This window comes from Telluria antibiotica, from assembly GCF_011682055.1.
GTDB classification, from domain to species: Bacteria; Pseudomonadota; Gammaproteobacteria; order Burkholderiales; family Burkholderiaceae_D; genus Telluria; species Telluria antibiotica.
Window position 1 is genome coordinate 35542 of sequence record NZ_JAAQOM010000019.1, and the last position, 24856, is coordinate 60397.

30 protein-coding genes are annotated in these 24856 nt (G+C 66.4%); 15 read left to right on the forward strand and 15 right to left on the reverse strand.

The window, feature by feature from the left end:
• Positions 1 to 21 precede the first annotated feature (21 nt).
• Positions 22 to 234 carry a hypothetical protein gene (locus tag HAV22_RS25690; protein ID WP_166863217.1) on the reverse strand — a complete coding sequence of 71 codons (213 nt, stop codon included), beginning with the start codon at positions 232 to 234 and terminating at the stop codon, positions 22 to 24.
• A gap of 176 nt (positions 235 to 410) precedes the next feature.
• Here HAV22_RS25690 and HAV22_RS25695 point away from each other — a divergent pair, with 176 nt between their 5' ends.
• From HAV22_RS25695 to HAV22_RS25705, 3 genes are read left to right on the forward strand one after another with little or no spacing between them, the layout of a single operon-like run.
• The gene (locus HAV22_RS25695) at positions 411 to 1166 is read left to right on the forward strand and encodes a phosphatase PAP2 family protein (protein WP_166863219.1); all 756 of its coding nucleotides are present in this window, start codon (positions 411 to 413) and stop codon (positions 1164 to 1166) included.
• A complete protein-coding gene (locus HAV22_RS25700; RefSeq protein WP_166863221.1) occupies positions 1163 to 2077 on the forward strand; it encodes a diacylglycerol/lipid kinase family protein in 915 nt (304 codons plus the stop codon). The genes HAV22_RS25695 and HAV22_RS25700 overlap by 4 nt, the downstream gene beginning before the upstream one ends.
• Before the next feature lie 17 nt (positions 2078 to 2094).
• Positions 2095 to 2946 (forward strand): metallophosphoesterase family protein, encoded by an 852-nt coding sequence (locus HAV22_RS25705; protein ID WP_166863223.1) that lies wholly within the window; start codon positions 2095 to 2097, stop codon positions 2944 to 2946.
• 331 nt (positions 2947 to 3277) lie between these two features.
• Here the strand turns inward: HAV22_RS25705 and cls are convergent, their stop codons facing one another.
• Positions 3278 to 4666 carry a cardiolipin synthase gene (gene cls, locus HAV22_RS25710; protein WP_166863224.1) on the reverse strand — a complete coding sequence of 463 codons (1389 nt, stop codon included), beginning with the start codon at positions 4664 to 4666 and terminating at the stop codon, positions 3278 to 3280.
• The gene (locus HAV22_RS25715; protein WP_166863227.1) at positions 4663 to 6795 is read right to left on the reverse strand and encodes a site-specific recombinase; all 2133 of its coding nucleotides are present in this window, start codon (positions 6793 to 6795) and stop codon (positions 4663 to 4665) included. The genes cls and HAV22_RS25715 overlap by 4 nt, the downstream gene beginning before the upstream one ends.
• 123 nt (positions 6796 to 6918) lie before the next feature.
• Between HAV22_RS25715 and HAV22_RS25720 the strand changes: the two genes are divergently transcribed.
• Complete coding sequence (locus tag HAV22_RS25720; protein WP_166863229.1) at positions 6919 to 7755, forward strand: branched-chain amino acid aminotransferase; 837 nt, start codon at positions 6919 to 6921, stop codon at positions 7753 to 7755.
• Between the two features lie 264 nt (positions 7756 to 8019).
• Here HAV22_RS25720 and HAV22_RS25725 read toward each other — a convergent pair whose 3' ends face one another.
• From HAV22_RS25725 to HAV22_RS25750, 6 genes are all read right to left on the reverse strand, one after another.
• Positions 8020 to 8664, reverse strand: a complete 645-nt coding sequence (locus HAV22_RS25725; RefSeq protein WP_229421420.1) for a DUF3617 domain-containing protein — start codon at positions 8662 to 8664, stop codon at positions 8020 to 8022.
• Positions 8661 to 9257, reverse strand: coding sequence for an NUDIX hydrolase (locus tag HAV22_RS25730; RefSeq protein ID WP_166863231.1), 597 nt, complete (start codon positions 9255 to 9257; stop codon positions 8661 to 8663). Before HAV22_RS25730 ends, HAV22_RS25725 begins: the two co-directional genes overlap by 4 nt.
• A gap of 78 nt (positions 9258 to 9335) precedes the next feature.
• Positions 9336 to 10007 (reverse strand): YiaD family glycine zipper/OmpA-like lipoprotein, encoded by a 672-nt coding sequence (locus HAV22_RS25735; protein WP_208296376.1) that lies wholly within the window; start codon positions 10005 to 10007, stop codon positions 9336 to 9338.
• 131 nt (positions 10008 to 10138) lie between these two features.
• Positions 10139 to 10285 carry a lmo0937 family membrane protein gene (locus tag HAV22_RS25740; RefSeq protein ID WP_105378160.1) on the reverse strand — a complete coding sequence of 49 codons (147 nt, stop codon included), beginning with the start codon at positions 10283 to 10285 and terminating at the stop codon, positions 10139 to 10141.
• A 98-nt stretch (positions 10286 to 10383) separates the two neighbouring features.
• Positions 10384 to 10614 (reverse strand): hypothetical protein, encoded by a 231-nt coding sequence (locus tag HAV22_RS25745; protein ID WP_166863233.1) that lies wholly within the window; start codon positions 10612 to 10614, stop codon positions 10384 to 10386.
• 267 nt (positions 10615 to 10881) lie between these two features.
• Positions 10882 to 11712, reverse strand: coding sequence for a glycine zipper 2TM domain-containing protein (locus HAV22_RS25750; RefSeq protein ID WP_166863235.1), 831 nt, complete (start codon positions 11710 to 11712; stop codon positions 10882 to 10884).
• A 233-nt stretch (positions 11713 to 11945) separates the two neighbouring features.
• On the opposite strand from HAV22_RS25750, the gene HAV22_RS25755 reads away from it, so the two are divergent.
• Positions 11946 to 12677: a Crp/Fnr family transcriptional regulator gene (locus HAV22_RS25755; protein ID WP_166863237.1), complete on the forward strand. Its 732-nt coding sequence runs from the start codon at positions 11946 to 11948 to the stop codon at positions 12675 to 12677.
• A gap of 71 nt (positions 12678 to 12748) precedes the next feature.
• Here the strand turns inward: HAV22_RS25755 and HAV22_RS25760 are convergent, their stop codons facing one another.
• The 3 genes from HAV22_RS25760 to HAV22_RS25770 all read right to left on the reverse strand — a co-directional run bounded on the left by HAV22_RS25760 (position 12749) and on the right by HAV22_RS25770 (position 15658).
• Positions 12749 to 12970, reverse strand: a complete 222-nt coding sequence (locus HAV22_RS25760; protein ID WP_166863239.1) for a YMGG-like glycine zipper-containing protein — start codon at positions 12968 to 12970, stop codon at positions 12749 to 12751.
• Between the two features lie 49 nt (positions 12971 to 13019).
• A complete protein-coding gene (locus HAV22_RS25765) occupies positions 13020 to 13352 on the reverse strand; it encodes a BON domain-containing protein (RefSeq protein WP_166863241.1) in 333 nt (110 codons plus the stop codon).
• Positions 13353 to 13597: 245 nt separating this feature from the next.
• Positions 13598 to 15658: an AsmA family protein gene (locus HAV22_RS25770; protein WP_166863243.1), complete on the reverse strand. Its 2061-nt coding sequence runs from the start codon at positions 15656 to 15658 to the stop codon at positions 13598 to 13600.
• Positions 15659 to 15846: 188 nt separating this feature from the next.
• On the opposite strand from HAV22_RS25770, the gene HAV22_RS25775 reads away from it, so the two are divergent.
• From HAV22_RS25775 to HAV22_RS25800, 6 genes are all read left to right on the forward strand, one after another.
• Positions 15847 to 16242: a DUF4398 domain-containing protein gene (locus HAV22_RS25775; protein ID WP_229421421.1), complete on the forward strand. Its 396-nt coding sequence runs from the start codon at positions 15847 to 15849 to the stop codon at positions 16240 to 16242.
• A 75-nt stretch (positions 16243 to 16317) separates the two neighbouring features.
• The gene (locus HAV22_RS25780; protein ID WP_371869738.1) at positions 16318 to 17235 is read left to right on the forward strand and encodes an OmpA family protein; all 918 of its coding nucleotides are present in this window, start codon (positions 16318 to 16320) and stop codon (positions 17233 to 17235) included.
• Between the two features lie 37 nt (positions 17236 to 17272).
• Positions 17273 to 17809 (forward strand): ferritin-like domain-containing protein, encoded by a 537-nt coding sequence (locus HAV22_RS25785; protein WP_166863245.1) that lies wholly within the window; start codon positions 17273 to 17275, stop codon positions 17807 to 17809.
• Positions 17810 to 17845: 36 nt separating this feature from the next.
• On the forward strand, positions 17846 to 18187 hold the full coding sequence (locus tag HAV22_RS25790; protein WP_166863247.1) for an ElaB/YgaM/YqjD family protein: 342 nt from the start codon (positions 17846 to 17848) through the stop codon (positions 18185 to 18187).
• An 18-nt stretch (positions 18188 to 18205) separates the two neighbouring features.
• Positions 18206 to 18592 carry a phage holin family protein gene (locus HAV22_RS25795; protein ID WP_166863249.1) on the forward strand — a complete coding sequence of 129 codons (387 nt, stop codon included), beginning with the start codon at positions 18206 to 18208 and terminating at the stop codon, positions 18590 to 18592.
• Between the two features lie 18 nt (positions 18593 to 18610).
• Positions 18611 to 18976 (forward strand): hypothetical protein, encoded by a 366-nt coding sequence (locus HAV22_RS25800; RefSeq protein WP_166863251.1) that lies wholly within the window; start codon positions 18611 to 18613, stop codon positions 18974 to 18976.
• A gap of 231 nt (positions 18977 to 19207) precedes the next feature.
• Here HAV22_RS25800 and HAV22_RS25805 read toward each other — a convergent pair whose 3' ends face one another.
• Positions 19208 to 19672 (reverse strand): outer membrane lipoprotein, encoded by a 465-nt coding sequence (locus HAV22_RS25805; protein ID WP_166863253.1) that lies wholly within the window; start codon positions 19670 to 19672, stop codon positions 19208 to 19210.
• Positions 19673 to 19877: 205 nt separating this feature from the next.
• Here HAV22_RS25805 and HAV22_RS25810 point away from each other — a divergent pair, with 205 nt between their 5' ends.
• The 3 genes from HAV22_RS25810 to HAV22_RS25820 all read left to right on the forward strand — a co-directional run bounded on the left by HAV22_RS25810 (position 19878) and on the right by HAV22_RS25820 (position 22220).
• Positions 19878 to 20426, forward strand: coding sequence for a hypothetical protein (locus HAV22_RS25810; protein WP_166863255.1), 549 nt, complete (start codon positions 19878 to 19880; stop codon positions 20424 to 20426).
• A 72-nt stretch (positions 20427 to 20498) separates the two neighbouring features.
• A complete protein-coding gene (locus HAV22_RS25815) occupies positions 20499 to 20813 on the forward strand; it encodes a BON domain-containing protein (RefSeq protein ID WP_166863257.1) in 315 nt (104 codons plus the stop codon).
• A gap of 123 nt (positions 20814 to 20936) precedes the next feature.
• Entirely contained in the window at positions 20937 to 22220 is a 1284-nt protein-coding gene (locus HAV22_RS25820) for an AI-2E family transporter (protein WP_166863259.1), read from the forward strand.
• A 36-nt stretch (positions 22221 to 22256) separates the two neighbouring features.
• Here HAV22_RS25820 and HAV22_RS25825 read toward each other — a convergent pair whose 3' ends face one another.
• Together HAV22_RS25825 and HAV22_RS25830 are read right to left on the reverse strand one after the other, a co-directional pair.
• Positions 22257 to 23177, reverse strand: a complete 921-nt coding sequence (locus tag HAV22_RS25825) for a YihY/virulence factor BrkB family protein (RefSeq protein WP_166863261.1) — start codon at positions 23175 to 23177, stop codon at positions 22257 to 22259.
• Positions 23178 to 23309: 132 nt separating this feature from the next.
• Complete coding sequence (locus HAV22_RS25830; protein WP_308789242.1) at positions 23310 to 24398, reverse strand: OmpA family protein; 1089 nt, start codon at positions 24396 to 24398, stop codon at positions 23310 to 23312.
• A 108-nt stretch (positions 24399 to 24506) separates the two neighbouring features.
• On the opposite strand from HAV22_RS25830, the gene HAV22_RS25835 reads away from it, so the two are divergent.
• Positions 24507 to 24851, forward strand: a complete 345-nt coding sequence (locus HAV22_RS25835; protein WP_166863265.1) for a hypothetical protein — start codon at positions 24507 to 24509, stop codon at positions 24849 to 24851.
• The last annotated feature ends 5 nt before the right edge of the window (positions 24852 to 24856 follow it).

The window sequence follows — 24856 nt, forward strand, 5'->3', positions numbered from 1 at the left end:
AAAACGAACAACCTTATGCGTTCAATGTGCCTTGGACAGGATCAGCAGCCAGCGGCGCAGCAGCAGCACTTCCACGTGGCCCGGCTCGACGCCGGTATCGCACTCGATGATCGGGTTGACCGGGTAGAAGCGCTTGCGGAAATCGCGCGTCACCAGAACCTCGCGGCGACCGAAGCGCAGCAGGAAAGGCGTCGGGGCGTATTCGAGGCCGAAGGAGCTGTTCAGAGTAGTCATGACGATCCCTTAATCGAGTGTGGTTACGAATCAAGTTGTGCTGTTGTAGGCAAGTTGTCTTGCTCGAGTAGGTACAGAATAGCACAACTACTGTATAAATCCACAGTTACTGTACAAAAAACCAGTCATTGCATATTTGTGTGGTTTTTTCGCCAATACGCCCCATCTGGAGCGGCATGCTGAATCCCGCTTCTTCACCGCTGCGCCGCTTCATCGACGCCCGCCTGTCGCCCGAGGGTGCCATGGGCCTGCACCTCACCATCGGAGTCGCGCTGCTGCTCGTGGCCGCGTGGGTCTTCGGTGCCATCGCCGAGGACGTCGTCACGGGCGCGACGATCACCCTCGTCGACGTCCGCCTCGCGCACTGGTTTCATGACCGCGCCACGCCCGGCTTCACGCGCGCCATGCTGTTCGTCACGCACTGGAACGGCATCGCGGGCAACTGCGTCATGGGTGCGTTGGTGGCGCTGTGGTTATGGCGCCGCCGTGCGTACTACTGGCTGATCGTCTGCTTCGTCGCCGTGCCGGGCGGCATGCTGCTGAACGCCGCGCTGAAGCACGCGTTCCGGCGCGCGCGCCCGACCTTCGACGATCCGCTGCTGAGCCTCGTCACGTACAGCTTCCCCAGCGGCCATACGGCCGCGGCCACCGTGTTCTACGGCCTGCTCGCGTGCTACCTCGTGCGCCGCGCGCACGCGTGGCCCGCGCGCGTGCTGGCCGCCGGCGGCGCCGTCGCGATGGTGATGCTCGTCGCGCTGTCGCGCATGTACCTCGGCGTGCACTACCTGTCGGACGTGCTGGCCGCCGCGGCGGAAGGGGCGGCGTGGCTGGCGATCTGCATCACGGCCGTCTCCACGTTGCACCGGCGCCGCCTGGCGCGAGGAGCACCCTCGTGGAGCGAACGCGCCCATGCCGCGGAGGACCTGCGATGAAGCCCGTCACCGTGATCGTCAACGCCGGCGCCGGCGCCGGGCACGACGAGTCGGCCTGCGCCACCTTGCAGGCGCAACTCGCGGGCGCGGGTCTCGATGCGGACCTCGTGCGGGCGGACGGCGGCGCGGAGATGACCGCCGCGGCGAAGCAGGCGCTGCACGACGGCGCGCGCCTGGTGGCGGCGGGCGGCGGTGACGGTACGATCAACGCCGTGGCGTCCGTGATGGTCGACAGCGGCGTGCCGTTTGGCGTGCTGCCGCTCGGCACGCTGAACCATTTCGCGAAGGACCTCGGCATCCCGCTCGACGTCGAGGCGGCCGTGCGCAACCTCGCGACGGGCACGCCGGTGAAGGTCGACGTGGGCGAGGTGAACGGGCGCATCTTCCTCAACAATTCGAGCCTGGGCATGTACCCGGACATCGTGCGCGACCGCGAGAAGCAGCAGCGCCGCCTCGGCCGCGGCAAGTGGCCCGCGGCCGTCTGGGCCGCACTCGCCGCGCTGCGCCGCTATCCGTTCCTGTCGATGCGGCTCGACGTCAACGGGGAACGGCTCGCGCGCCGCACGCCGTTCGTCTTCATCGGCAACAACGCGTACACGATGGAAGGCTTGTCGATCGGCGAGCGGGCGCGCCTGGACGAGGGCATCCTGAGCCTGTACGTCGCGCAGCGTCCGACGCGCCTGGGTCTGCTGCGCTTCGCGTTCGATGCGCTGCTCGGCCGCCTTGGCCAGGAGCGCGACTTCGACGTGCTGACGTCGCCCGGGTTCGACATCGACACGCACCGCCGGCACCTGCTCGTGGCGACGGACGGCGAAGTGACGGAGATGAGTCCGCCGTTGCGCTACCGGATGCGGCCTGGCGCACTGACGGTGCTCGTCCCGCCGGCGGACAATGGTGCCAATCCACGCTAACGGAAAAGGGGAATCCCATGCGTACACTCGTCCACCTGTCCGACCTGCATTTCGGCCGCGTCGACCCGCAGCTGCTCGACCCGCTGCGCGAGCTGGTCCACGAGCTGGCGCCGAACGTCGTCGTCGTCTCCGGCGACCTCACGCAGCGCGCCAAGAGCGAGCAGTTCGAGGAGGCGAGGGCCTGGCTCGACACGTTGCCGGGCCCGCAGATCATCGTGCCGGGCAACCACGATATCTCGCTGTACAACGTGTTCCGCCGCTTCCTGGCGCCGCTGGACCGCTACAAGCGCTACATCACGGACGACCTCGACCCCGTCTACATCGACGACGAGATCGCCGTGCTGGGGGTGAACACGGCACGCTCGCTCACGTTCAAGGACGGCCGCGTCAACAAGGAGCAGGTGGAGAAGATCCGCGCCACGTTGTCGGACCTGGCGCCCGAGGTCACGCGCGTCGTCGTGACGCACCACCCGTTCGACTTGCCGAAGGACGCGGACAAGCAGGGCGCGGAAGAGGACGACCTCGTCGACCGCGCACACATGGCGATGGACGTGTTCGCGGAACTCGGCGTCGACCTGTTGATGGCCGGGCACCTGCACATGAGCCACGCGGGCAATACGCAGGCGCGCTACAAGATCAGCGAGTACGCGGCGCTCGTCGTGCAGGCCGGCACGGCCACGTCCACGCGCGGGCGCGGCGAAGTGAATTCGTTCAACGTGCTCCGCGTCGAACCCGTGCGCATCGAGGTCGACCGCTACGGCTGGGACAGCGTGCACAACCGGTTCCAGCTGCTCGCCACGGAAAAATTCATGCGCAGCGGGAACGTATGGGCCGAGGTGCCGGACGGCATGATGGCTGCGGGACTCTAACCCGTTATGTGGAAAAAGCGGCCATTCTTCGGAGGCTTTCTGGTGTTGCTGATGGTAGTGCTGACTGCTGTCGGCATGTGGGCCAGGCGGGAGCTCTCGATTGATAGCTGCCTGGACCGTGGTGGGCGTGGAATGTCGAGGTCGCTGCTTGCGAGGGCGCTGCGGAGCAGTCTGCAGCCTCCCTACAGCCCGGCGCTCGATCGGATTGACATCTTGTGGAAGCATTACCGGCGCCACGTCGTTGTCCCGAACGGTGCAGGTTTGCTCGACGATATTCAATCCTTGATGAGAGGCGTCGGCACCCAATGCACGATAAATCGCGCATGACGACTTAGATCCAATACTCGCCCAGGCGCGACATCCACTCCTTGATCCGGTCCGACCAGGGCCTGTGCCGCCACCGCTCCAATGTGACCTCCTTCGAGTCGCGCAGGTCTTCGTCGAACGCGCTCTCCATCGCGGTACCGAATGCCGGGTCGATGACGACGACGTTCAGCTCGTAGTTGTGGATGAAACTGCGGCGGTCGATGTTGGCCGACCCGATGGTCGACCAGCCGCCGTCGATGACGGCCGTCTTGGCGTGCAGCACGGCGATCTGCAGCTCGAAGATGCGCACGCCGCCCGCGAGCAGCTGGTCGTAGAACGCCTGGCCCGCGTAGCGGATCAGGCCGTGGTCCGACACGCCCGGCAGCACGAGCCGCACGTCCACGCCCCGTTTCGCGGCGGCGATCAGCGCGTCGACGATCTGCTGGTCGGGCACGAAATACGCCGACGTGACGTGGATCGATATCTTCGCTTCGCTGATCGCGACGACGAGCGCTTTATAGATGTCCGATTCGTGGTCCGGATCGGATGCGAGCACGCGCACGATCTTGTCGCCGGCGGGTGCGAGCTTCGGAAAATACTCGGCCTGCGGCAATTCGCCGCCTTCCTGCTGCACCCACAGGTCGATGAACGACCATTGCAGCGGCGCGACGGCCGGGCCTTCGATCTTGACGTGCGTGTCGCGCCAGCCGACCTTGTCGCCGTCGTCCGGCTTGTGGCGCGAGCGGAACAGCGAGCTGTTCGCATACGTGCTGCTGATGTTGATGCCGCCCGTGAACGCGACCTTGCCATCGACGACCATCAGCTTGCGGTGGTTGCGGTTGTTCAGCTCCCACTTGCCGCGCGCCTTCGCGGGGTTCACGGGGTTGAAGATCAGCACCTGGATGCCGGCCTGGCGCATGCGGTCGAAGAACGCGGCCGGCGTGGCGAGGCCACCCACGGCGTCGACCATCACGTTGACCGCGACGCCCTGGCGCCGCTTCTCGATCAGCAGGTCGGCGAACTCGTTGCCGATCTGGTCCTGATCGAAGATATAGGTTTCCAGGTTGATGGAACTGGTGGCGACGCGCGCCGCGGCCATCATCTCGCGCATCGTGGCGGGGCCGTCGAACAGCAGGGTCACCTTGTTGCCCGCGATGAGGGGCACGCCGGTCGCTTGTTCTTCCAGCGCGGCCAGCGCCTTCAGGTCGCCGCTCGCGTTGGCCCAGCGCTTTGCGGCGAGGGCCGATGCCTTCTTGGGCGGCAGGGCACCCTTGGCCGTTTCGATCGTGGGCGTGGCTTTCACGGGCGCGTCCGGGGCGACGTCCGGCAGCGACTTGCACGCGACGACGCCGCAGCAGAGGCACAGGACCAGCAGCCGGGCGAACGAAGGAAGGCGGCGCAGCAGGGAAGTCATTTGACACCTCGCGGAGTGGCCGGTGCCGCGTCGTCGAGGTCGCGCGGTCCGATGAAAAAGTCGAGCGGCGCCGCGCGCAGCCGGCGGCCCAGCGCCTGCAGCAGCCGCAGGCCGTTGTGGAAGCGCACCTTGCGCGCCCGCAGGGCCACCCACAGCGCGAGCCCGAAGCTCACCATCAGGTTGACCATGCCGATCAGCGCGATGCCGAGGACCGAAACGGCGACCGTCTCCGCGTCGACCCGCTGGCCGAGCCCGACATAGCCGATGGCGAAATTGGCGGACGAAAACGTCACGTGACGAACGTCCAGCGGCAGGCCGAGGAGGAAACCGACGGTGGCCGTCGTGCCCATCAGCACGCCGAACACGAAGTTGCCCATCAGGCCGCCGAGATTGTCCTCGACGTAGCGGGCGAAGCGCGCGCGCCGCTCCTCGCCCAGCAGGCGGCGCAGCCAGCGCAGCTGCTGCACGCGCTGGCCCATCCGCGTGTACATGGCCTTGTTGTCGTAATAGCCGGACACGAGCCCGGACACGAACAGCCACACGCCCGCGATCGCCGCATGCAGCAGCGCGAGCGAATGCCATGGGTGGCTGTCCGCGATCAAGTGCGCCGCTTTCGCCGGGGTCACGAGGTGCGTGCCGAAGATCCAGTACCAGGCGAGGGCGAGGGCCCACGCGACGGGGATCACGGTCGCGAGGTTGCCCAGCACGGCGACGATCTGCGTCCGGAACACTTTATTGACGAGCGCCGCCATGCTGTCGACGTCGACCTGGCGCCGGCCACCGCCGCGGCCGCCGCCGCGTTGCGTCGTTTCGTGCAGGGCGGCGGCGATGCGCGCCGCCGTCATCGCCGGCTGCTTGGTGGCGATAGTGAAGTGGAGGACGTGCACGAGCATGAAGCCGGCCGCGTAGTTGAGGCTGTAGAACAGCGCCTCGATCAGCGGCGCACGGTGCTGGTACGAGATCAGGATCTTGATCAGCGCCATGAAGCCGATGACGATGCCGGCGCCGGCCGACGATGCGAACATGCCGCCCAGGTCGGCGCGCCGCTCGGCGATGTAGTGCTCGCCCGTGCGGCTCGCGTTTTCCGTGACGTTGCGGGCCAGCAGGTCGACGTTGTCGCGCAGCAGGCCGCGGATCTCGTACTTCGTGTTGTGCGCCTCGGCCAGTTCCTGCGCGAGGTCGACGGCCGCCGCGCGCCGCAGGCTCGTCGGCGGCTCCGCCGGCGGCGTCGCCTCGTTCGCGAGCGCTTCCACGTCGACGGTGGGCGCGGACGGCAGCTCACCGCTCGTGTCGACGAGGAACAGCAGCTTGCGCAAGCGGTCGATGCTTTGCGTGAGCGCGACGAGCAGGTACGTCAGCGCGACGCTCGTGCCGCAGGCGAGGGCGCCGCGGCGGATCTTCTGCACGACGGCTTCGCACTGGTCGAGCATGACGAGCAGGTGGCGCGCATCTTCCATCGTGTCGGTCTCGCCCGCGGTCAGGCGGCCGTAGTCGTCGAGGTATTTGTTCGCCTCGATGTTTTGCATGAGGAACGGAGAATCCACTTCCTCGATTTCGCGGTGCGCGTGGATCAGCCGTGGCTCCAGGCCGAGCGCGCACACGCGGCACGACAACGTGCGGATGGCGTCCAGCAGGCCCGCCAGCACGGCTGTTTTCGCGCGCGCGGGCTCGTCCGCGTCGACGTCTGTGCCGTCCGGCGGCGCTGCGTTCGCGACGACGTCGAACAGCTCGAGCCAGTCGGCGTTCGGCACGGCGCGGATCCACTCGTAGTCGTCGTCGCGGCACAGCACGCGGTCGAGCGTGTCGGACAGGTACAGCTCGTCGAGCGCGGGCGGCAGGATGCGGTACGCGATGCGCTTTTTCAGCTCCGTGAAAAAACCGTCGTTCGACAGGATGCCGACGTCGGAATAGAGGCTCGTGTGGCGGCGTGTTTCCAGCAGCCGCGTCACATGGCGACGCAGCGCCCACGCCTGGCCCGGATGGCCTCGCAGGAGCTGGGTCAACGTGCGCACCTGGGCGATCGCGTAGTCGTGGTCGCGCGCGCGGCGCGGGCGCAGACGGTCGACGAGGTCGACGAGGAGATCGACGCGGTCGCTGTCTGGATCGAGGCGTTCGAGAATCGGGAGCATGGAAAACATTCGCGGCATGGAAATGTCAGTGTACGCGCGGACACCCCTGGTCACTGTACGCTGACGAACCGAGCGGACGGGCGTGCGTTACACTTGATGCTTGACGTCATCCGTGGAGAGCATATGTACCTGACTTACTACAACGGGCAATGGGCCGAAGGAAATACACCGCTGTTCGGCGCGATGGACCACAGCGTGTGGCTCGGTTCGTCCGTCTTCGATGGCGCCCGCGCGCTGCGCGGCCACTTGCCGGACCTGCGTCCGCACCTGGAGCGCGTCGTGACGTCGGCCGAGAAGCTGGGCCTGACGTGCCCGTTGAGCGTGGACGAGATGGAAGCGCTGGTGCGCGAAGGCGTCGCGCGCTTTCCGGCGGATGCGGAACTGTATATCCGCCCGCTCGTGTTCGCATCGGAAGGTTTCCTGATCCCGACGGCGGAAGCGGCCGCCTTCGCGCTCACGCTGTTCGACGCGCCGCTGCCGCCGTTTGCCGGCTTTTCCGCGTGCCTGTCGCCGCTGCGTCGCCCGGAGCCGACGATGGCCCCAACGGATGCCAAGGCCTCCGCGTTGTACGCCAACACGGCGCGCGCGCTGCGCGACGCGAAGGCGCGCGGCTTCGACAACGCCGTCCTGCTGGACGCGGCGGGGAACGTGGCGGAGTTTGCGACGTCGAACCTGTTCCTCGTCACGCACGACGGCGAGGTCGTCACGCCGGCGCTGAACGGCACGTTCCTGGCCGGCATCACGCGCGCCCGCGTGATCGCGTTGCTGGGCGAGGCCGGCGTCAACGTGGTGGAGCGCACGGTCAAGGCGGAAGAGCTGGACACGGCCCGCGAAATCTTCAGCACTGGCAACTACGGCAAGGTCACACCGTGCACCCGCTACGAGACGCGCGAGCTGCCCGCGGGGCCGGTCGCGCGGCAAGCCCGCGAGCGCTATCTCGCTTATACCGAAACGACGTGAACCCAGCGACCTGAATTCGGGGTCAGAGCACGCTGTTCGCGACATTCGGGGTCGGAGCACTTTTTGTGGCACGGTCCCGGAAGCAACATCGCTTCCGGGCCTCGGTCGCCACCCTTTGGGGACTCACGGTGATGTCGCGAATTCGGCTCGCGGACACGGCGTGCCAGCGGCGAATACTGGATCACCGGATATTGATCCGAAATGTGCTCTGACCCCGAATTCGGCGGGAAATGTGCTCTGACCCCGAATTGGGGCCAGGTGCCGCTACTTCGCGCGCGGGACGGCGAGGGGACGGATGTTGCCGCAGTCGGCCGACAGCCATTTGCCGGTGACGTCCATGTCCATGTCCTGCGGACGGCCTTGCTCCTCGCTGTGCATCTTCATGTGGGCGCGGTAGCTCTTGTCGCCGTCCGTCGTCATGTCGCCTTCGCCGCTCACGCGCGGCTTCGTGCACGTGAACGCGATGTGGCCGCGGCTGGGCGACTGCTGCGTGAACGTCTGCTTGCAATCGCCTTGCTGGACGGGGAATTCCTTGCGCTCCACCATCTCGCGCGTCATGCACACCTTCGTCTGCAGCGCGCCGCCGGCGCCCACGTCCACCTGCACGCCGTGCTGCTGCATCATCTTCTGCATCTGCTCGCGCTGTTCGGGGGGCATGTTCGCCATGTGCTGCTGCATCGCGGACATCGCCTGCTGCAGTTCCGGGTCGCTCGACGTCATCTTGTTCGACATCGACCACAGGCCGGGCTTCATGGTCTGGGCGCCGGCCGGGAGCGCGGCGCCGAGCGCGAGGCAGGCGCAGGCCGACAGGACGGCGCGGGTCATGGATGGGTTCATCGTGATCGTCTCCTTTTGGATATTGTCGCGGCGGGCCGCATGACCGACCAGCACCATGCGTGGGGGCATCATGACGCTTCGCCGTGGCGGCCCAGTACCGTGCGTTCCAGGTGCAGCAGCAACAGGACGGTCTTGACGTCGACGATGTCACCCGTGGCGATCATCGCGAGCGCGTCGTCGAAATCCAGTTCCACGACGTCGATGTCCTCGCCTTCCTCGCGGTTGCCGCCGCCGTCGCCGCATTTCCGGTCGCGCTCGTATTCGGCGACGAACAGGTGCAGGCGTTCCGTCGTCGATGCGGGGCTGACGTACAGCTGCAGCGCGGGCTGCACCGCGTCGATCGCATAGCCCGTCTCCTCGCGCGCCTCCGCGAGCGCGCGCGCGGCGGGGGCGGCGCCGTCCAGCATGCCGGCCGCCGCCTCGAGCAGGAAGCCGTCGTGGCCACCCAGGCGCGCACCGACGCGGAACTGGCGCGTCAGCACGACGGACCGGTGTGCGCGGTTGTACAGCAGCACGGCGGCGCCGTCGGCGTTGTCGTAGATTTCGCGCGATTGCACCTGCAGCTCGCCATCGCGGCGGCGCTGCATGTAGGTGACGTTTTTCAGCGGCAGAAAATGGTCCGAGAGGATTTCCTCGCGGACGATGCGCACGGTGTCGTCTGACATGGCCTCTCCATTATGGTTGACATGGCAAGAGGATACACCGTGCGCGGGGCGGGCGGGGCGCGCGCCGCCCCGGGCTCGTCAGCCCTGCTGCGCGGGTTCGCTCACGTAGATCTCGACGCGGCGGTTGCGTGCGCGGCCGGCCGGGTCGTCGTTCGACGCGACCGGCTCGCGCGCGGCGCGGCCTTCGACCGTGACGCGGGCCGGATTCACGCCGCGCGCGGTCAGGTAGTCGCGCGTGTGGGCGGCGCGGTCGAGCGACAGCGGCTGGTTGATCTGGTCGCCGCCCGTGTTGTCCGTGTGGCCGATGATCGTGACGTTCGTGGCCGGGTTCTCGTTCAGCGTCTGGGCGAAGCGGTCGAGGATCGGACGGAAATTCGGCTTGATGTCGGAGCGGTTCGTGTCGAACGAGACGTCGCTCGGGATGTCGAGCTTCAGGCGGTTGTCGGACGTTTGCGAGACCTGCACGCCCGTGCCGCGCGTGGCCTGTTCCATCGCCTGGCGCTGCTGTTCCATGTGGCGCGACCAGACGTTGCCGGCGACGGCGCCGGCCGCCGCGCCCAGGATCGCGCCGCGCGTGGCCCGGCCGGATCCGCCGCCGCCCGTCGAGGCGCCGAGGATCGCGCCGAGGCCGGCGCCGATGCCCGCGCCGGTGGCGGTGCCGCGCTGTGTTTGGTTCATGTCGGCGCAACCGGAGGCCGCGACGGCGAAGGCGGTGGCGCACAGGGTTGAACGGATCAGGGTGGTTTTCATGGTGGACTCCTTGATAAAAAATATCCGTTTCGTAGGCGCACCCTGGGCAGGGCACGACCGCGAAACGGATCGGTCAGTCCGCAGGGGGCTGCGGTTCGGCACGGGAACTTACGTGCCTACGTAATTATGCTCTATATGCCTCGGCCACTGATCAGGCGCACCAGGATCATGATGACGGCAACGACCAGCAGAATATGGATGAAACCGCCGACGGTGTAGGAGGTTACCAGACCGAGCAGCCACAGAATGATGAGAATGACGGCAATAGTGTAAAGCATGATGATGTCCTCATGGTTGACGGCGATGGGGTGACGGCACTGCGGCCGTGTTTCCAGTATCGATCCAACCGGTCAGGCGATCCGTACGATGCCGTACATTACGTCGCGCTTTTTTGTTCCTTTTGCAAGCCCGGGATCCAGCCCATGAAGCCCATGAGGCCGAGGACGCCGATCAGGCAGGTCAGCAGGCCGCCCGTGATGAGGAAGAAGACGTCTTGCGCCGCCATGTCGCCCGGCGCCGCCTGCGGGACGGGGCCGGTGCTGACGAGGCCGAAGGCCGTCAGCAGAACTCCCCAGAGAATGATGCCGATCCATGCCACGCTGTTCATGTCGCGTCCTTTCGCTTGAGTTAACTCTGCCGTATGAAGCTGAGGTCGATTCTTATGTGGGCAGGCAAACTGCTCCGTGCGCTGCCGCACATTGCGAAAAAGAAAACTTAGTGAGCGATCGTACAAGGTGCAAACCCATGCGCGCGGCATGGCGCCGATGCCGGATGCATGACGGCGGCGTGGGACGGCACCCGATATCAACATAGCACGCGGCCGCATAAAACAAAACCGGGGCCGCGGCCCCGGTGTTGTTGCGTTAATACGTCTTCAGGCGGACCGCAGCGTGCCCTTGACAATGCGGACGCGGTCGCCCGTGCGCCACGGCGGCGCGCTGTGCTGGTGGAACGTGCGCAGGGTACCGTCGTCGAGGCGGACGCGGATCTCGTAGCTCGTATCGGCCTTCATATTGCCTTCGACCTGGTTGCCCACGACGGCACCGCCGACGGCACCGGCCACCGTGGCCAGCTGCCGGCCGTGCCCGCTGCCCACCTGGTTGCCGAGCAAGCCGCCGAGGAGGGCGCCGCCGGCCGCGCCCACGCCGCTGCCCTGGGCGCGCGTCTTGATCACGCGGATCGATTCCACGTTGCCGCAGTTGCCGCACCAGTTGCTGCTCGTGTCGGCCTCGGCCACGCGGGTCGACTTGTGCGCGGCGCGCGGTGCCGGCGCCGGTTCCGCCGGCGCATAACGCGGCGCAGGCACCGCGGCGGGATAGTCGCTGCCGGACGACGTCGCGCCCTGGCTGCCGCCATAGCCGTATGCGGTGTTCGGCGCCGCATACGACTGGGCACCGGCAGGGGCCGGATACGTGGATGGTGCCGGCGTGGCCGGATAGGCGGGCTGTGGTTGCGCGGCGGGCGTGGCGCCGGGCGGCAGCGCCGCGGGCGCCGCGTAACCAGGCTGGCCCGGCTGCTGCAGGCCGGCCGACAGGGCGGCGCGGTCGGCGTCGCTCAGGTGGCTGCGGTTGCCGCCCGTCGACGACGGCAGCCAGCCCATGATCGCGGCCGTGCCGAGGGCGCAGAACAGGATGACGGCGATCGCAGCGGCGATCAGCAGTGGATGTTGCCTGGCCCGGGCGGGCGTGTGGGGATGCGTGTCCATGGCTTTCCTTTCCGATATCGAGAAGGACGCAGGGGAGGTCGCACCCCTGGGTCCGGTACGTTTCCATTGTCCCTGGCAACAACACACCGTTCCGTGCGTCACCGTACATACTTGCCCTGGCACGGCCGGTACGCTGACTGAAAGTTGTTTGCAAATGTTTCCGGCCGCTGTAATTACCTGATGTCGAACCTCAGCCACCCTGTGAACCGATGAAGTCCAACCGCGAGGGTCCGATGAACTCAGCCGCTCCACCCCTGGTCGCCGAGCACAATGCCAACCTGCTGCTGGCCGCGCTGCCACCGCAGGAGCTGGCCCGGATGCTGCCGGCCCTCGACCAGGTCAAGGTGGAGCTGGGCGCCACCCTGTGCGAGCCGGGAGACGTGATCCGCCACGTCTATTTTCCGCACGACTGCCTGATCTCGCTGATGGCCGTTGCAGAAGGCCGCATGACGCTCGAAGTGGGCCTCGTGGGCCGCGAAGGCATGCTGGGCGCCACCGTCGCCCTCGGCCACGACACGACGCAGGTGCGTGCCGTCGTGCAGCGCGCGGGCAGCGCGAGCCGCATCGATGCCGAGCGCCTGCGCACCGAATTCGCCCGCAACCCCGTCCTGCAGCGCGTGCTGTACCGCTACACGGACGTGCTGCTCGCGCAGGCCATCCAGATTGCCGTCTGCAGCCGCTACCACGTGCTGGAAGCGCGGCTCGCGCGTTCGCTGCTCGTCACGCGCGACCGGCTGCAATCCGACAAGTTCCACCTCACGCACGAATTCCTCGCGCACGCGCTGGGCGTGCGCCGCGTGGGCGTCACGAAGGCCGCCAGCGCGCTGCAGCAGCAGGGCCTGATCAACTACAGCCGGGGCAATATCGAGATCCTCGACCCGGAACGCCTCGCGGCGGCCGCGTGCACGTGCTACGAGATCGTGCGCGAGGCAGGTGCGGGTGTGGGGGCGCCGGTTCTCGTCTGACCTGCGGCGCCGATCCCAAAAACAACGCCCCGGCATGCGGGGCGTTGTCGTTACTGCGCTACGAAATGCGATCAGTGCGTCGTCTTGACCTGGTTGCCGATCACGCCGCCCACGGCTGCGCCACCGATGGTGCCGGCTGCACTGCCGCCCGTCAGCGCGCCGCCGACGACGGCACCTGCGCCCGCGCCGATCGCGGTGTTGCGGTCCTGCTTCGACATGCCGGCGCAGCCGGTCAGGCCCATGGCTGCGGTTGCCAGCGATGCGGTCACGATGATGGTCTTGATGGTTTTCATGATGATCTCCTTAAGGTGGGTTGCTTACGCTTCTACACGGTGCCAAAACTCACTTCAGGCGCAGCTCATTCCTGACCGATCTGACGCCCCTCACGGTGCGCGCGGCCGCGGCGGCCGCCGCCACGTCGTCCGCCGAGCCCACGAATCCGCTCAGCCGGACGACCCCCTGGTCCGTGTCGACGTCGATCTCGTTCGCCTTCAGGCTGGCATCGCCGAGGAGGGCGGCCTTCACGCCGGCCGTGATGCCGGCGTCGTCGGTCCGCTGGACGGCCGCCGTCGGGCGGTCCGTCGCGCATCCCGCGATCCCGCACAGGACCAGGGCCGCCAGCAGCGCCGATGCACAAACCGCCGCCGGGGTCTTGCCTTTGCCGAATCGTGTCATTACCGTCCTGCTTTCCTCGCGATGCTTGCCTGGCGTTCGGGAACGGCGCCGGCCTTACCATGCGTTCAGAATAAATCTCCACAGCATAGCGGTCTGTACGACAAATAACACTGAGCACGTCGCCAAACCTACTGCGCGTTGCACTGTGGCCCTGCGATGCTCGCTGTACTCGCGTACAGCTGCGCTTCTCCGACCACATTGCTGCCGCTCGCTACGGTTTTGCGAGGTGCTCATCCTGATCGCGCTCAACGCTTGGCGCTCTTGCCCGGCGGCGGGGCAACAGGCTTGGCCCCGGCCTGCGCCAGCAGCGCGCTGCACGGGCTGTCCTTGCCCGGTCCCATGTTGATCAACGGCAGCAGGGCAGCGGCCGGTGCCGCGACGATGGCCAGCGCGGCCGCCGCGCCGCCCTTCAGCGCGAGCACTTTCTTGTCGAGCGACAGGTCGGGATGCTTGAACGTGCCGCGCACGAAGAACGGCGTGCGCAACGTGAAGATGCGCAGCGCCTTCGTCTCCGGCTTGATGCGCAGGTCGAGCTGCTCGGTCGACATGTTGACCCAGCCATTGATGTCGACGATCGCGTCTTCCGTGTCGAGCACGAACGTGCGCGTGCGCGCCACGCCGTCCTTTACGCCGAGGTCGGCGGCGAGGCAGTTCAGCTTGACCTCCTTGTCGCCGAACAGCTTCGTGATGATGACGTTGCCCACGTTCAGCCCCGCCTCCTCGAGCAGCAGTTTGCTGACGACGCCCTGGCTGACCAGGCCCTTCACTTCGCCGTTCGCGTCGGCCAGCATGGCGCCGACGGAATCGCCGGTCGCCGTGAGCTTCGCCTCGCCATAGATCGAGCCAACTGTCGCCTGCATCTTTTCGATCTGCGGGAACAATTGCTTGATCTGGATGTCGCGTGCCTTCACGTCGGCAGTCGCCTTGATGGGATTGTTGGGATTGCTGCCGTCCAGCTTGATGTTCGAGTTGACGTTGCCGCCCGCCATGGCGAAGTCGAGGGGCTGCAAGGTGAGCACGCCGTCGTTCATCACGACATGGCTTTGCAGCTTGCTGAGCGGCAGGTCCTTGTCCTTGACGATGCGGTCGGCCGTGAAGCGCACGTCGGCATCGAGCGCCTTCCAGCGCTCGGTGTGGAATTTTTCGACCGGTAACGCCTTCCCTTCCGGCTGCACCGCCTCGACGCCGCGCGCGCGCTTGCTCGCGTTGGAATCGGCGCCGATCAGCGGGCCAAGGTCGGCGAAGCGCAGCTGGTGCGACACGACGGTGCCCGTCAGCTTGTTGCGCGGCTTGCCCGTCGCGAATTCGAGGTGGCCCGCGATGTCGGACTGGCCGACCTTGCCCTTGAACTTGTCGTACACCCAGCGGGTCTTGTCCTTGTCCAGCGTACCCGTCAGGTGGCCGTCCGTCGAGAACGCAGGCGTCTCCGGCAGCAGCACGCCCGTGAACGGATACAGCCGCGCCATCGACGGCGCCGCCAACGTCAGTTTCAGGTCCACGCCCGCGAGGTGGGCGGGGCGCGTGACGGTGCCCTCGACGGCGACACGCATGTTGGCCGAGTGCACGTCGGCCTGGATCGGGAACGGTTCGTCCTGGTTGCGCAGCGACAGCACCTTGCCCGCCTTGCCGCCGCCGCCGACGGGCGCGCCGTTGTACTCGCCGCGCAACTGGAACGCGATGCCGTAGGTCGGGTCGTTCGCGATGGTGTCGATGTCGGCGGTGACGTCGGCCTTCGTGACGGCGTCGATCACGTGGATCGTGCCCTTGTTCAGCACGACCCGTTCGAGGTCGAGCGTCCACTTCGATTTCTTCTGTTCCGGCTTGTAGACCCAGTTGTAGTGCGTGGCGTCCGTGCGCAGCAGTTCTGCCTGCGGTCCGTCGAAGCGCAGCACGGGCACGTGGATCGTGTGGGTCAGCAGGGCGAACGGATCGAGCGAGAACGAGAACTGGCGCACGCTCGCCATGTCGCGCTGGGGGAGGCCGGCGGGGTTGCCCACGTGGACGTCGTTGGCGTACAGGTGCGGCCACGGAATGTAGTCGCGCCACGTTCGCTGGCCTTTGGGTATGCTTTTGGAAGGCTGCTCCCAATGCACCGCGAGGTCGCCGCGGATGACGAACGGGCGCTCGATCGCATCGCCGACCTTCTCGTCGAGCCACGGCTTGACGCGGTTCCAGTCGAACGTGAGGAGGATGACGATGGCGATGACGGGTATCGCCACCAGCACGCCGACGATGCCGAGCGTGATTTTCACCGGGCGCGACAGATGCGCGCCCTGTCTGGGCTGTTGGGCTGGTTGGGTTGTCATGGCCTTCCTTCTGGTGGGATGGATTGATCGCAGATTAGCGTAAAGGGTTGCCCGTCAATGTGCGGTGCCGCACCGTGCTCGGCCGCGGCCGTCCCGAGGTCCTGCGTATGTGCGGCAGCGAACCGATCTCGGCGGGCTTGAGGGTTATAACGTTACCAACACATTCAGTCAACGACAGGAGTCGCAAGATGAATACAAAATCGATGGACCTGCTGGTGCGGGTCGGCGCAGCCGCTGCGGTTCTTTCGCTGGCCGCCTGCGCCAGCCCGGAGAAGACGCCGGCCACGGCTGCCGTCGCGGTGTCGAACAACGCCGTCGAGAACGCCGTGTCGGCGGGCGCGCCCGAGCTGGCCCCGGCCGAGATCACGTCCGCGCGCGACAAGATGATGCGCGCCAACCAGGCCCTCGCAGCCAAGGATTACAAGACGGCGCGCGACCTCGCGATCCAGGCCCAGGCCGACGCCAAGCTGGCGCAGAGCAAGGCCAATTCCGCCAAGGCCACGGCCGCGGCCGACGCCCTCAACGAGGACCTGCGCGTGCTGCGCCAGGAAGTCGACCGGGCCAATTCCGACCGGCAGCAGTAAGGCAGGGTGGCACCGCGCCACCCGACAACAAGAACCGCGCCGCCAAGGCGCGCCACACCGCAGAAAGGAAGGATCATGAACCTGATGAAGGCACTCGCATTTGCCGGCGCACTGATGCTGGCCGCGTGCAGCACCGTCCCGACCACGACGCCCACACTGGACGAGGCGCGCGCCGACTTCGTCGCGGCCAACAACAATCCGCAGGTCGCGACCTATGCGCCGCTCGAATTCAAGCAGGCCAGCGAAGCGCTCGACCGCGCCAACCAGGCCGCCGCCAAGCGCGAGAGCCTCGACACCATCGACCGCCTGGCGTACGTCGCCAAGCAGCGCATCGCCACCGCGCAGGAAGTCGCGAAGTCGAAGGCCGCCGAGACCGAGGTCGCCAACGCGAGCCGCGAGCGCGACCGCGTGCAGCTGGAGGCGCGCACGGCCGAGGCCGACCGCGCCAAGCGCGACGCCGCCGCCGCCCAGGCGCAGGCCGCGGCCGCCCAGGCCCAGGCCCAGGATGCTCAGGCCCAGGCCGCCGCAGCCCAGCAGCAGGCCGCCCAGCAGGCCGACCGCGCGGCACGCCTGGAAGCCCTGCTCGTCGAACTGCATGCGCAGAAGACGGAGCGTGGCATGGTCGTGACGATCGGCGACGTGCTGTTCGCCACCGACCGCGCCGAACTGAACGCGAACGGCATGGCGACCGTGCGCAAGCTGGCCGAGATCATGACGCAGAACCCCGACCGCACGGTGATGGTCGAAGGCTTTACCGACAGCACGGGCAGTGCGTCCCACAACAAGGACCTGTCCGAGCGCCGCGCGGCGTCCGTGGCCCAGGCCCTGGTCGGCCTCGGCGTGCCGCGCGAACGCATCGGCATGCGCGGCTACGGCGAAGCCTTCCCTGTCGCGCCCAACAACACGGCGTCCAACCGCCAGCTGAACCGCCGCGTGGAAATCGTCCTGTCGAACGCGGGCGCGACGATCCCGCCGCGCGCGGCGCAGCGCTGACAGACAGTTTGAACCCCCACTGAAAGAGGAAAGTTTCATGGAACAGAACGCATCCAACCTGGCGCACGGCTTCGACATCGCGGAAATCCGTCGCGCGGCCGCCAATCTCGAAGACGGCGCCGTGACCGAAGGCTACGCGGCCGACCGCGAAGCCGTCGTCGCCATGCTCAACGCGGCGCTCGCGACGGAGCTGCTGTGCGTGCTGCGCTACAAGCGCCACTACTTCACGGTCAGCGGCCCGAACACGGGCCACATCAAGGCCGAGTTTCTCGAGCACGCGCAGCAGGAGCAGGACCACGCCGACCGCATCGCCGAACGCATCGTGCAGCTGAACGGCTCGCCGAACTTCAACCCGGCTACGCTCACCCAGCGCAGCCATGCGGAGTACGACGATTCGGACGACGTGCAGGCGATGATCCGCGCCGACCTGATCGCCGAGCGCGTCGCGATCGAGTCGTACCGCCAGATGATCCAGGCCATCGGCGACAAGGACCCGACGACGAAGAACATGCTGATCGAGATCCTGGCCACCGAGGAAGAGCACGCGGACGACATGCGCGACCTGCTGGCCTGAACCATTTACCTACCCACCAATAACGAGGAGAACATCATGCTAGAAAACATCAGCCGCGCCAACGGCAACACATCGGCCGTCAACGGTGCAGCGAAAGACACGTCCGGTGACATGAAGGCGCTCGTCAAGGACGCCCAGTCGCTGCTGAGCGCGGCCGCCAACCTCACCGGCAACAAGGCGGACGAGCTGCGCGAGCGCGGCATGGAGCTGCTCGACCAGGCGCTGGGCAAGGCCGGCAAATACCAGGATCAAGCCATGGTCAAGGGCAAGGAACTGGCACGCGCGACCGATGTCTATGTGAAGGACAACCCGTGGCGCACCGTGGCCGTGGCGGCCGGCGTCGGCCTGCTGCTGGGTGTCATTCTGGGCCGCAAATAAATCCGGTCGGGGGCAGCCATGGATAACAACGAAACCGTCGTGCATAGCCCCGGCCTCTTGGGTGGGATCACGGGCCTGGCGAAGAACCTGTTCGGCCTCGTCGTGTCGCGACTGGAACTCGCGGCGCTCGAGCTGACGGAAGTGCGCAACCACGTGATCGAACTCGTGGCCATCTTCGCGATGGCTGCCCTGGCCACCTGGTTCGCCCTGGCCTACGGCACCGCCACGATCGTGGCGCTGGCGTGGGAAGAAATGGGGTGGAAGATCCTGCTGGTCATGTTCGTCGTGTTCGCCGTGATCACCCTGATCCTCGTGATGAAGGGCCTGGCCATGCTCAAGCAGGGCAAGCTGGCGTTCCCGGAGACCATGAAGGAATTGCGCAACGACCGCGACATGCTCATGTGAGCAGAAAGGATCTCGACCATGGAAAAGACGATCGGCCACCACACGCAGGGCTCCCACGAGGAGCGCAAGCGGGCGCTGTTGCGTGACGGCGAGTTTTATCGCACGGGCGTCGCCCATGCGCGCGCGCAGATCAAGCACGCGGCCCGGCCCGAAGTGATGCTGCACTCCGTCATCGACCACGCCACCTGGGCCCTGCGCACGCGCGCTGACGCATTGCTGAAGCCCACCGGCACGAGCATCTCCGTGATCGCGCCGTATGCGCTGACGGTGCTGGGCTTCATCCGCAAGCGCAAGCTCGGCAAGCCGGCGCTGGGTGCGGCCGTCATCCTGGGCGCGCTCGGTTGGTACTTGCAGCGCAAACGCGCGCAGCAAGTGGCATACTAGGGACAACGCGCCGGCCCGCACCGCCGGCGCCTGGCACGAATATGGTGGGGCTTGAGCGGCGTCGCAATCTTCGATTGGACGCCGTCTTTTTTTGTGTCGATGTGTCCCGCGTAGGCGTGGTGGCAACGTAGGGTGGGCGGCCTCCGCCCACGCGGAACGATGCGTTTTAATGCGGTTGCGGCAGAAAAAAAGCCGGCAGAGCCGGCTTGAAAACTACGTGCAACATGCCGCTCAATAGCGATACACACGGCCATCGACAATGCGCACGCGGTTGCCCACGCGCAGGTCGTACACGTTGTCCTGGACGATGGTGCGGTACTCGCCATTGTCGAGGCGGACGTTGACGGCATACGCCTGCTGGCCTTCTCCACTGCGGTTCGCTTCCACGCGGTTGCCGATCGCCGCGCCGGCCACGCCGCCGGCGACGGTCGCCGCGGTACGTCCGCCACCGCTACCGACCTGGTTGCCGGCGAGCGCGCCGACGAGGCCGCCGACGATCGCGCCGGCGCCGCTCGTGCGGCCGTCGGCCGTCGTGACCTGGATCGATTCGATCGTGCCGTAGCCCGTGGCCGCGGTGTTGTCGTAGCCGCTGCGGTAGCCATCGTTGGCGTAGGAGGGCTGGGACGACTGGCTGGCGCAGCCCCCGAGAAGCGCACTGGCCGCCACGACGGCGGCGAGGGTACGAGTAGCTTTCATGACTTGTTCTCCTGGCAAAAATGTAGGACCAGATTACGCAGTCATGTGTAATGGGTCTGTGCGATGACGCACCCACCTCTCGACCGTAGGCGTCCGCTTTCCACCATCTCCGTTCCTGTGTTCGTCACCGAACAGAAATCGTCGTTACAGCCGAGTAAAACATCACCAGTGCGTTGGAAAACGTGGCAACGAAGGAGAACAAGAAATGCGAATACCACACGTCATCCTGCTGCTGGGCGCGGCCTTGTTGTGGGCCGCGGGACATGTTCATGCGGCGACGCCGGAAGCCAAACTGGCTTACCAGCAAGCTCGCGACGCGGCGGCCGCCACGTACAAGGCGGCGCGCGCCCGTTGCGACGCCATCACCGGTAATCCGAAGGACGTCTGCGTGCTCGAGGCCAAGGCCGCGCGCGTGCGCGCCGACGAGGAAGCGCAGGCCAGGTACGAAGACACGTTGAAGGCCTATACCCGGGCGCGCATGCGCATCGCGTCCGCGAACTACGACCTCGACAAGGCGCGTTGCGCGGGGCTGACGGGCAACGACAAGGACGTCTGCAAGGAAGAGGCGAAAGCCCGCCTCGTCGCCGCGCAGGCCGACGCGCGCGCCGACCAGAAGACGATCCAGGCCCGCGACGATGCCCGCGCCGACAAGGAAGACGCCGCGTACCGCGTGGCCAAGGAAAAATGCGACGCCTTCGCGGGCGCCGCCAAGGATCAATGCATCTCGGCCGCGAAGGCCGACTTCGGCAAGTGAAGCACGGATTCAACCGCAGTACGCTCGTGAACGGGCACAACCAGTACCACCACTACTAACAAGGAGTTCATCATGAACGTGACCAAACGCATCGCCACCGCCATCTTCACCGCCACCGTCGCCTTCACCGTCGTCGGCTGCTCGTCGAGCCCGACCAAGGAAAGCACGGGCGAGTACATCGACGACGCCGCCATCACGGCGAAGGTCAAGGCCGCGATCTTCAATGAGCCGGCCCTGAAGTCCACCGAAATCAACGTCGAGACCTACAAGGGCGACGTGCAGCTGTCGGGCTTCGTGGCCCAGCCGCAGGATGCACAGAAGGCCGCCGACGTGGCCCGTGGTGTCAAGGGTGTGGCATCGGTCAAGAACGACATCCGCGTAAAATAAACCCGCCGGGGCGGCTTGCGTGACGGCCGTCCCGGGGTGTCGCGATCGCCGCGTCATGCGGCATCCGCCGGACGGGAAGCCGGCCGGCGGATGTCCGGGACCGGCTTTTTTTAGGCAAATATCATGCAGCTCGCCCAATCCGGCCCCGCTCCGTCCGGGGCAGCCGACTCGATCATTCCGGCGCAGGTGCCCGTGCCGGTCCCGGACACGGAGCAGGCGGCGCACGGCGCGGACCTCGTCGATGGTGCCGGCGCGCCGACGGGCGAAGAACTCGGCGCTGTCCACGGCGACCTGCGCCTTCCCGTGCACGTCAACGCGCGCGGCCTCACGCTGGGCGTGATCGCCACCGTCGCCTTCATCTTCGGCCTCCAATGGGCCAAGAATTTCTTCGTGCCGCTGCTGCTCGGCATCTTCATCGCCTATACGCTGAGTCCCGTCGTGCGCTGGCTGGAACGCTGGCACATCAAGCGTTCCATCGGCGCCACCGTCATCACGGGGCTGATCCTCGTCGGCATGGCGCTGACGGCGCAACGCGTGCAGGGCGAATTCCTCAACATCGTCGACGAGCTGCCGACCTTGACCCACAAGGTCACGCGCCTCCTCACGGACGGCTCGGACGGGCCGTCGACGATCCAGCAAGTGCAGGCCGCCGCGGCCGAGCTCGAACGGGCCGCCGCCAACGCGGGCGCCGATGCGAAGCGGGCGGCGCCACGCCGCGTGCCGCCGCCACCCGCCGCGCCGACACCGGGCGGCAGCAACTTTCGCGTCATGGACTGGTTGCTGGCCGGCTCCGTGGGCCTCGCCAGCTTCATCTCGCAAGCGACGATGGTCGTGTTCCTCGTGTTTTTCCTCCTGCTCGCCGGCGACACGTTCAAGCGCAAGCTCGTCAAGCTGACGGGGCCGTCGCTGACGCAAAAGAAGGTCACCGTGCACATCCTCGAAGACATCAACACGAGCATCCAGAACTATATGTTCATGCTGCTCGTCACGAACGTGGTGCTGGCTCTGCTGATGTGGGTGGCGTTGCGCTACATCGGCCTGGAGAATGCGGGCGCGTGGGCGATCTTTGCCGGCGTCGCGCACATCATGCCTTACTTCGGTCCCCTGCTGATCACGTCGGCCACGGGCCTCGTCGCCTTCCTCCAGTTCGAATCGCTGCGGATGACGATCCTCGTGGCGGGGGCGTCGCTGGCGATCGCGACGCTCGTCGGCATGGTCGTGACGACCTGGATGACAGGCAAGATCGCGAAGATGAACCCGGCCGCCGTGTTCGTCAGCCTGCTGTTCTGGGGCTGGCTGTGGGGCATGTGGGGCTTGCTGCTGGGGGTGCCCGTCGTCGTCGTGATCAAGGTCGTGGCCGAGCGCGTGGAAGGCATGGAAGTCATCGCCGAATTGCTCGGCGAATGACGGCGTCAGTGCCTCGGGCAATGGCACCGCAGTGATTCAGTGCACGGGCGACGGGCGCGCGCCCGGGGGCGGCGCGCCGGGGACGTGCTTGTCCTTCAGGCTGCCCATCTGCAGCGCGTACTGGCGGGCGAATTCCGCGCCGAGGAAGAAGATCTGCGCCGAGTAATACACCCATAGCAGCAGCGCGATCAGCGAGCCGGCCGCGCCAAAGCTGCTCGCCGTGCCGCTGTTGCCGATGTACAGGCCGATCGCGAATTTCCCCAAGGTGAACATGATCGCGGTGCCGAGGGCGCCGATGGTCACGTCGTGCCACGACAGCTTTACGCGCGGCAGCAGCTTGTAGATGGCGCCGAACATCACGGCGATGACGAGGAAGCTGATGCCCCACGCGACCCAGCCCAGCACGACCGTGGCCGAGTGCCACACGCCGCCGAGGTATTTTTCCAGCACGGACAGCGCGGCGGACACGACCAGCGTGAACATCAGCAGCAGGCCCAGGGTGAGGATGAGGCCGAACGACAGCAGGCGGGTGCGCACGGTATCCCACCACGTGGCGTCCTTCGGCGGCGGGACGCCCCAGATCTCGTCGAGGCTGTCCTTGAGTTCGGCGAAAGCGCTCGTCGCGCCGACGAGCAGCAGCGCGGTGGCGATGAGCGTCGCCAGCTTGCCGCTTTCCTTGTTGCGGGCCCCGGCCAGGATCGCCTGAATGGTTTCCGCGCCCTGCTTGCCGACGAGGCCGCGCAATTCGTCGAGCAGCTGGCCTTGGGCCGCGTCGTTGCCGTAGAAGAAACCGGCGATCGCGATGACGAGCACGAGGATGGGGGCCAGCGAGAACAGCGTGTAGAAGGCGAGGGCGGCGCCCTTGCTCGAGGCCCGGTGACCCAGCCATTCGGTCACGGCGCAGCGCATGACGTGGACGACCTGGCGCGAGAAGGGGATCCAGTTTTGTACTGCCATCGGTAACCTCCAAAAAGACGAACGCGCCCGAAGGCGCGTTCATGGGCCGACGCCCAGTACCGTTACGGACACCGCGAACGGCGCCGGGCGGCGCCGCGGTCGCGAGCGGGGCGTGCGCCCCGCGTGGCCACGTTACTGCACGCGACGTTCGATCGTGATCGGCTCCACTTCGACGCGGCGGTTCGGTGCCAGGCACGCGATCAGCTCCGAACGCTTCTTCTGGTGGCAGTCGGTGACGACCGGGTTCTTCTCGCCCTTGCCGTAGGCCTTCAGGCGCTTGGCGTCGATGCCATGGCTGATCAGGTACTCGCGCACGGCATTGGCGCGACGCTCCGACAGCTTCTGGTTGTACTTCGACGAACCCAGGCGGTCGGTGTAGCCCGTGATGTCCACGTCGGTGATCGACGGGTCGGCCTGCAGGGCGGCGGCGATGTCGTCCAGCTTCGGCTGCGGCATCGACAGCTTGGAGCTGTCAAAGCCGAACAGTTCGCTGGCCGACAGGGTCACCTTCTCGAAACGTGCCGGCGGCGGCGGCGGCGGCGGAGCCGGCTGTGCCGGCGGCGGGGTCTCGACGACCGGCGCCGGGGCCGGTACCGGTGCAGGTGCCGGCGCCGTGCGCGGCGGCGGGTTGAACGCGTAGTTCAGGCTGAACGTCGCGTATTTGTTGCTGGCGCGCGAGAAGCCGAAGCCATCGTCGTGCAGGTGTTCGCGAACGTCACGCAGGTCGGCCTGGACGGACCAGCGGTCGTTGATGCTGACCTGGGCGCCCAGACCGAGTTCGTAGTAAGGCGACCAGCCGGAAGCGTTAACGAACGGATTGCTCTCGTGGTCGCGCGATGCGCCCACGCCGATCAGCAGGTAAGGACGGAACGTCTTGCGCGACAGCATCAGCAAGGTGTCGATGCCGACCAGCGTCTGACGGTAGTTGAAGCCATTGTCGTCGACGCGGGCCTGGGTGGCGCCGAACTGGATGTCGAACAGCTGGGATACGGGCTTACCGAACTTCAAGCCGCCGCCCCAGTCCTTCTTCGACGTCATGAAGTCGTGGTCGGGCTTGATGCCGACGATGGTCGGGGCGATGTACCACGACGGATTGATGACGTCGGTCGTATCCTGAGCCATGGCCGTTCCCGCAAAGCACAGGATGGCGGCGGCCAGAGCGATCTTCTTCGTATTATTCACAGTAACTCCCATAAGTTGTAAAGGTACCTGACATCGCATGCCTTGCAGGGATGTTGATGCCAAGCATACAAGTCGGCTGTTTTTGAGGTCAGTGCGCCAGCGCACCTAACAGCCGGTTGGTGTAGTGATTTTACAACGTGGCTATTTATGCCATGGCTCCTGTTTGTTTCAGGATGTTACGAACTTGCCTGGAATCGTGACGTATTGTATCCAACATCGGCGTTCTCCCAGTGTCGTCACGCATCATTACAAGTCCGACATGTGTTGTATGCCAACATCAAACGGGCTCTTCGCATGCAAATCGGCCCCGATATCGAGGTGATCGGCGCTGAACGGATGGATATTGCTTCGATGTCCAGCCACCCAGCATGGTTCCCGACTGCCGATGAGGCAGATCAATGCTCGGCCTCACAGCCATTTTCCTTCCGCGCCACAAATATCTCGGTGGCATCAATCCACGTAACGATTTTTCTTGCTTGGGGGCACAAATAACTTTC

Bases quoted from the DNA above. Each gene is read 5' to 3' on its own strand.
- HAV22_RS25690 (WP_166863217.1), bottom strand. From the start codon at position 234: ATGACTACTCTGAACAGCTCCTTCGGCCTCGAATACGCCCCGACGCCT.
- HAV22_RS25695 (WP_166863219.1), top strand. From the start codon at position 411: ATGCTGAATCCCGCTTCTTCACCGCTGCGCCGCTTCATCGACGCCCGC.
- HAV22_RS25700 (WP_166863221.1), top strand. From the start codon at position 1,163: ATGAAGCCCGTCACCGTGATCGTCAACGCCGGCGCCGGCGCCGGGCAC.
- HAV22_RS25705 (WP_166863223.1), top strand. From the start codon at position 2,095: ATGCGTACACTCGTCCACCTGTCCGACCTGCATTTCGGCCGCGTCGAC.
- cls (WP_166863224.1), bottom strand. From the start codon at position 4,666: ATGACTTCCCTGCTGCGCCGCCTTCCTTCGTTCGCCCGGCTGCTGGTC.
- HAV22_RS25715 (WP_166863227.1), bottom strand. From the start codon at position 6,795: ATGCTCCCGATTCTCGAACGCCTCGATCCAGACAGCGACCGCGTCGAT.
- HAV22_RS25720 (WP_166863229.1), top strand. From the start codon at position 6,919: ATGTACCTGACTTACTACAACGGGCAATGGGCCGAAGGAAATACACCG.
- HAV22_RS25725 (WP_229421420.1), bottom strand. From the start codon at position 8,664: ATGATGCCCCCACGCATGGTGCTGGTCGGTCATGCGGCCCGCCGCGAC.
- HAV22_RS25730 (WP_166863231.1), bottom strand. From the start codon at position 9,257: ATGTCAGACGACACCGTGCGCATCGTCCGCGAGGAAATCCTCTCGGAC.
- HAV22_RS25735 (WP_208296376.1), bottom strand. From the start codon at position 10,007: ATGAAAACCACCCTGATCCGTTCAACCCTGTGCGCCACCGCCTTCGCC.
- HAV22_RS25740 (WP_105378160.1), bottom strand. From the start codon at position 10,285: ATGCTTTACACTATTGCCGTCATTCTCATCATTCTGTGGCTGCTCGGT.
- HAV22_RS25745 (WP_166863233.1), bottom strand. From the start codon at position 10,614: ATGAACAGCGTGGCATGGATCGGCATCATTCTCTGGGGAGTTCTGCTG.
- HAV22_RS25750 (WP_166863235.1), bottom strand. From the start codon at position 11,712: ATGGACACGCATCCCCACACGCCCGCCCGGGCCAGGCAACATCCACTG.
- HAV22_RS25755 (WP_166863237.1), top strand. From the start codon at position 11,946: ATGAACTCAGCCGCTCCACCCCTGGTCGCCGAGCACAATGCCAACCTG.
- HAV22_RS25760 (WP_166863239.1), bottom strand. From the start codon at position 12,970: ATGAAAACCATCAAGACCATCATCGTGACCGCATCGCTGGCAACCGCA.
- HAV22_RS25765 (WP_166863241.1), bottom strand. From the start codon at position 13,352: ATGACACGATTCGGCAAAGGCAAGACCCCGGCGGCGGTTTGTGCATCG.
- HAV22_RS25770 (WP_166863243.1), bottom strand. From the start codon at position 15,658: ATGACAACCCAACCAGCCCAACAGCCCAGACAGGGCGCGCATCTGTCG.
- HAV22_RS25775 (WP_229421421.1), top strand. From the start codon at position 15,847: ATGAATACAAAATCGATGGACCTGCTGGTGCGGGTCGGCGCAGCCGCT.
- HAV22_RS25780 (WP_371869738.1), top strand. From the start codon at position 16,318: ATGAACCTGATGAAGGCACTCGCATTTGCCGGCGCACTGATGCTGGCC.
- HAV22_RS25785 (WP_166863245.1), top strand. From the start codon at position 17,273: ATGGAACAGAACGCATCCAACCTGGCGCACGGCTTCGACATCGCGGAA.
- HAV22_RS25790 (WP_166863247.1), top strand. From the start codon at position 17,846: ATGCTAGAAAACATCAGCCGCGCCAACGGCAACACATCGGCCGTCAAC.
- HAV22_RS25795 (WP_166863249.1), top strand. From the start codon at position 18,206: ATGGATAACAACGAAACCGTCGTGCATAGCCCCGGCCTCTTGGGTGGG.
- HAV22_RS25800 (WP_166863251.1), top strand. From the start codon at position 18,611: ATGGAAAAGACGATCGGCCACCACACGCAGGGCTCCCACGAGGAGCGC.
- HAV22_RS25805 (WP_166863253.1), bottom strand. From the start codon at position 19,672: ATGAAAGCTACTCGTACCCTCGCCGCCGTCGTGGCGGCCAGTGCGCTT.
- HAV22_RS25810 (WP_166863255.1), top strand. From the start codon at position 19,878: ATGCGAATACCACACGTCATCCTGCTGCTGGGCGCGGCCTTGTTGTGG.
- HAV22_RS25815 (WP_166863257.1), top strand. From the start codon at position 20,499: ATGAACGTGACCAAACGCATCGCCACCGCCATCTTCACCGCCACCGTC.
- HAV22_RS25820 (WP_166863259.1), top strand. From the start codon at position 20,937: ATGCAGCTCGCCCAATCCGGCCCCGCTCCGTCCGGGGCAGCCGACTCG.
- HAV22_RS25825 (WP_166863261.1), bottom strand. From the start codon at position 23,177: ATGGCAGTACAAAACTGGATCCCCTTCTCGCGCCAGGTCGTCCACGTC.
- HAV22_RS25830 (WP_308789242.1), bottom strand. From the start codon at position 24,398: ATGCGATGTCAGGTACCTTTACAACTTATGGGAGTTACTGTGAATAAT.
- HAV22_RS25835 (WP_166863265.1), top strand. From the start codon at position 24,507: ATGCCATGGCTCCTGTTTGTTTCAGGATGTTACGAACTTGCCTGGAAT.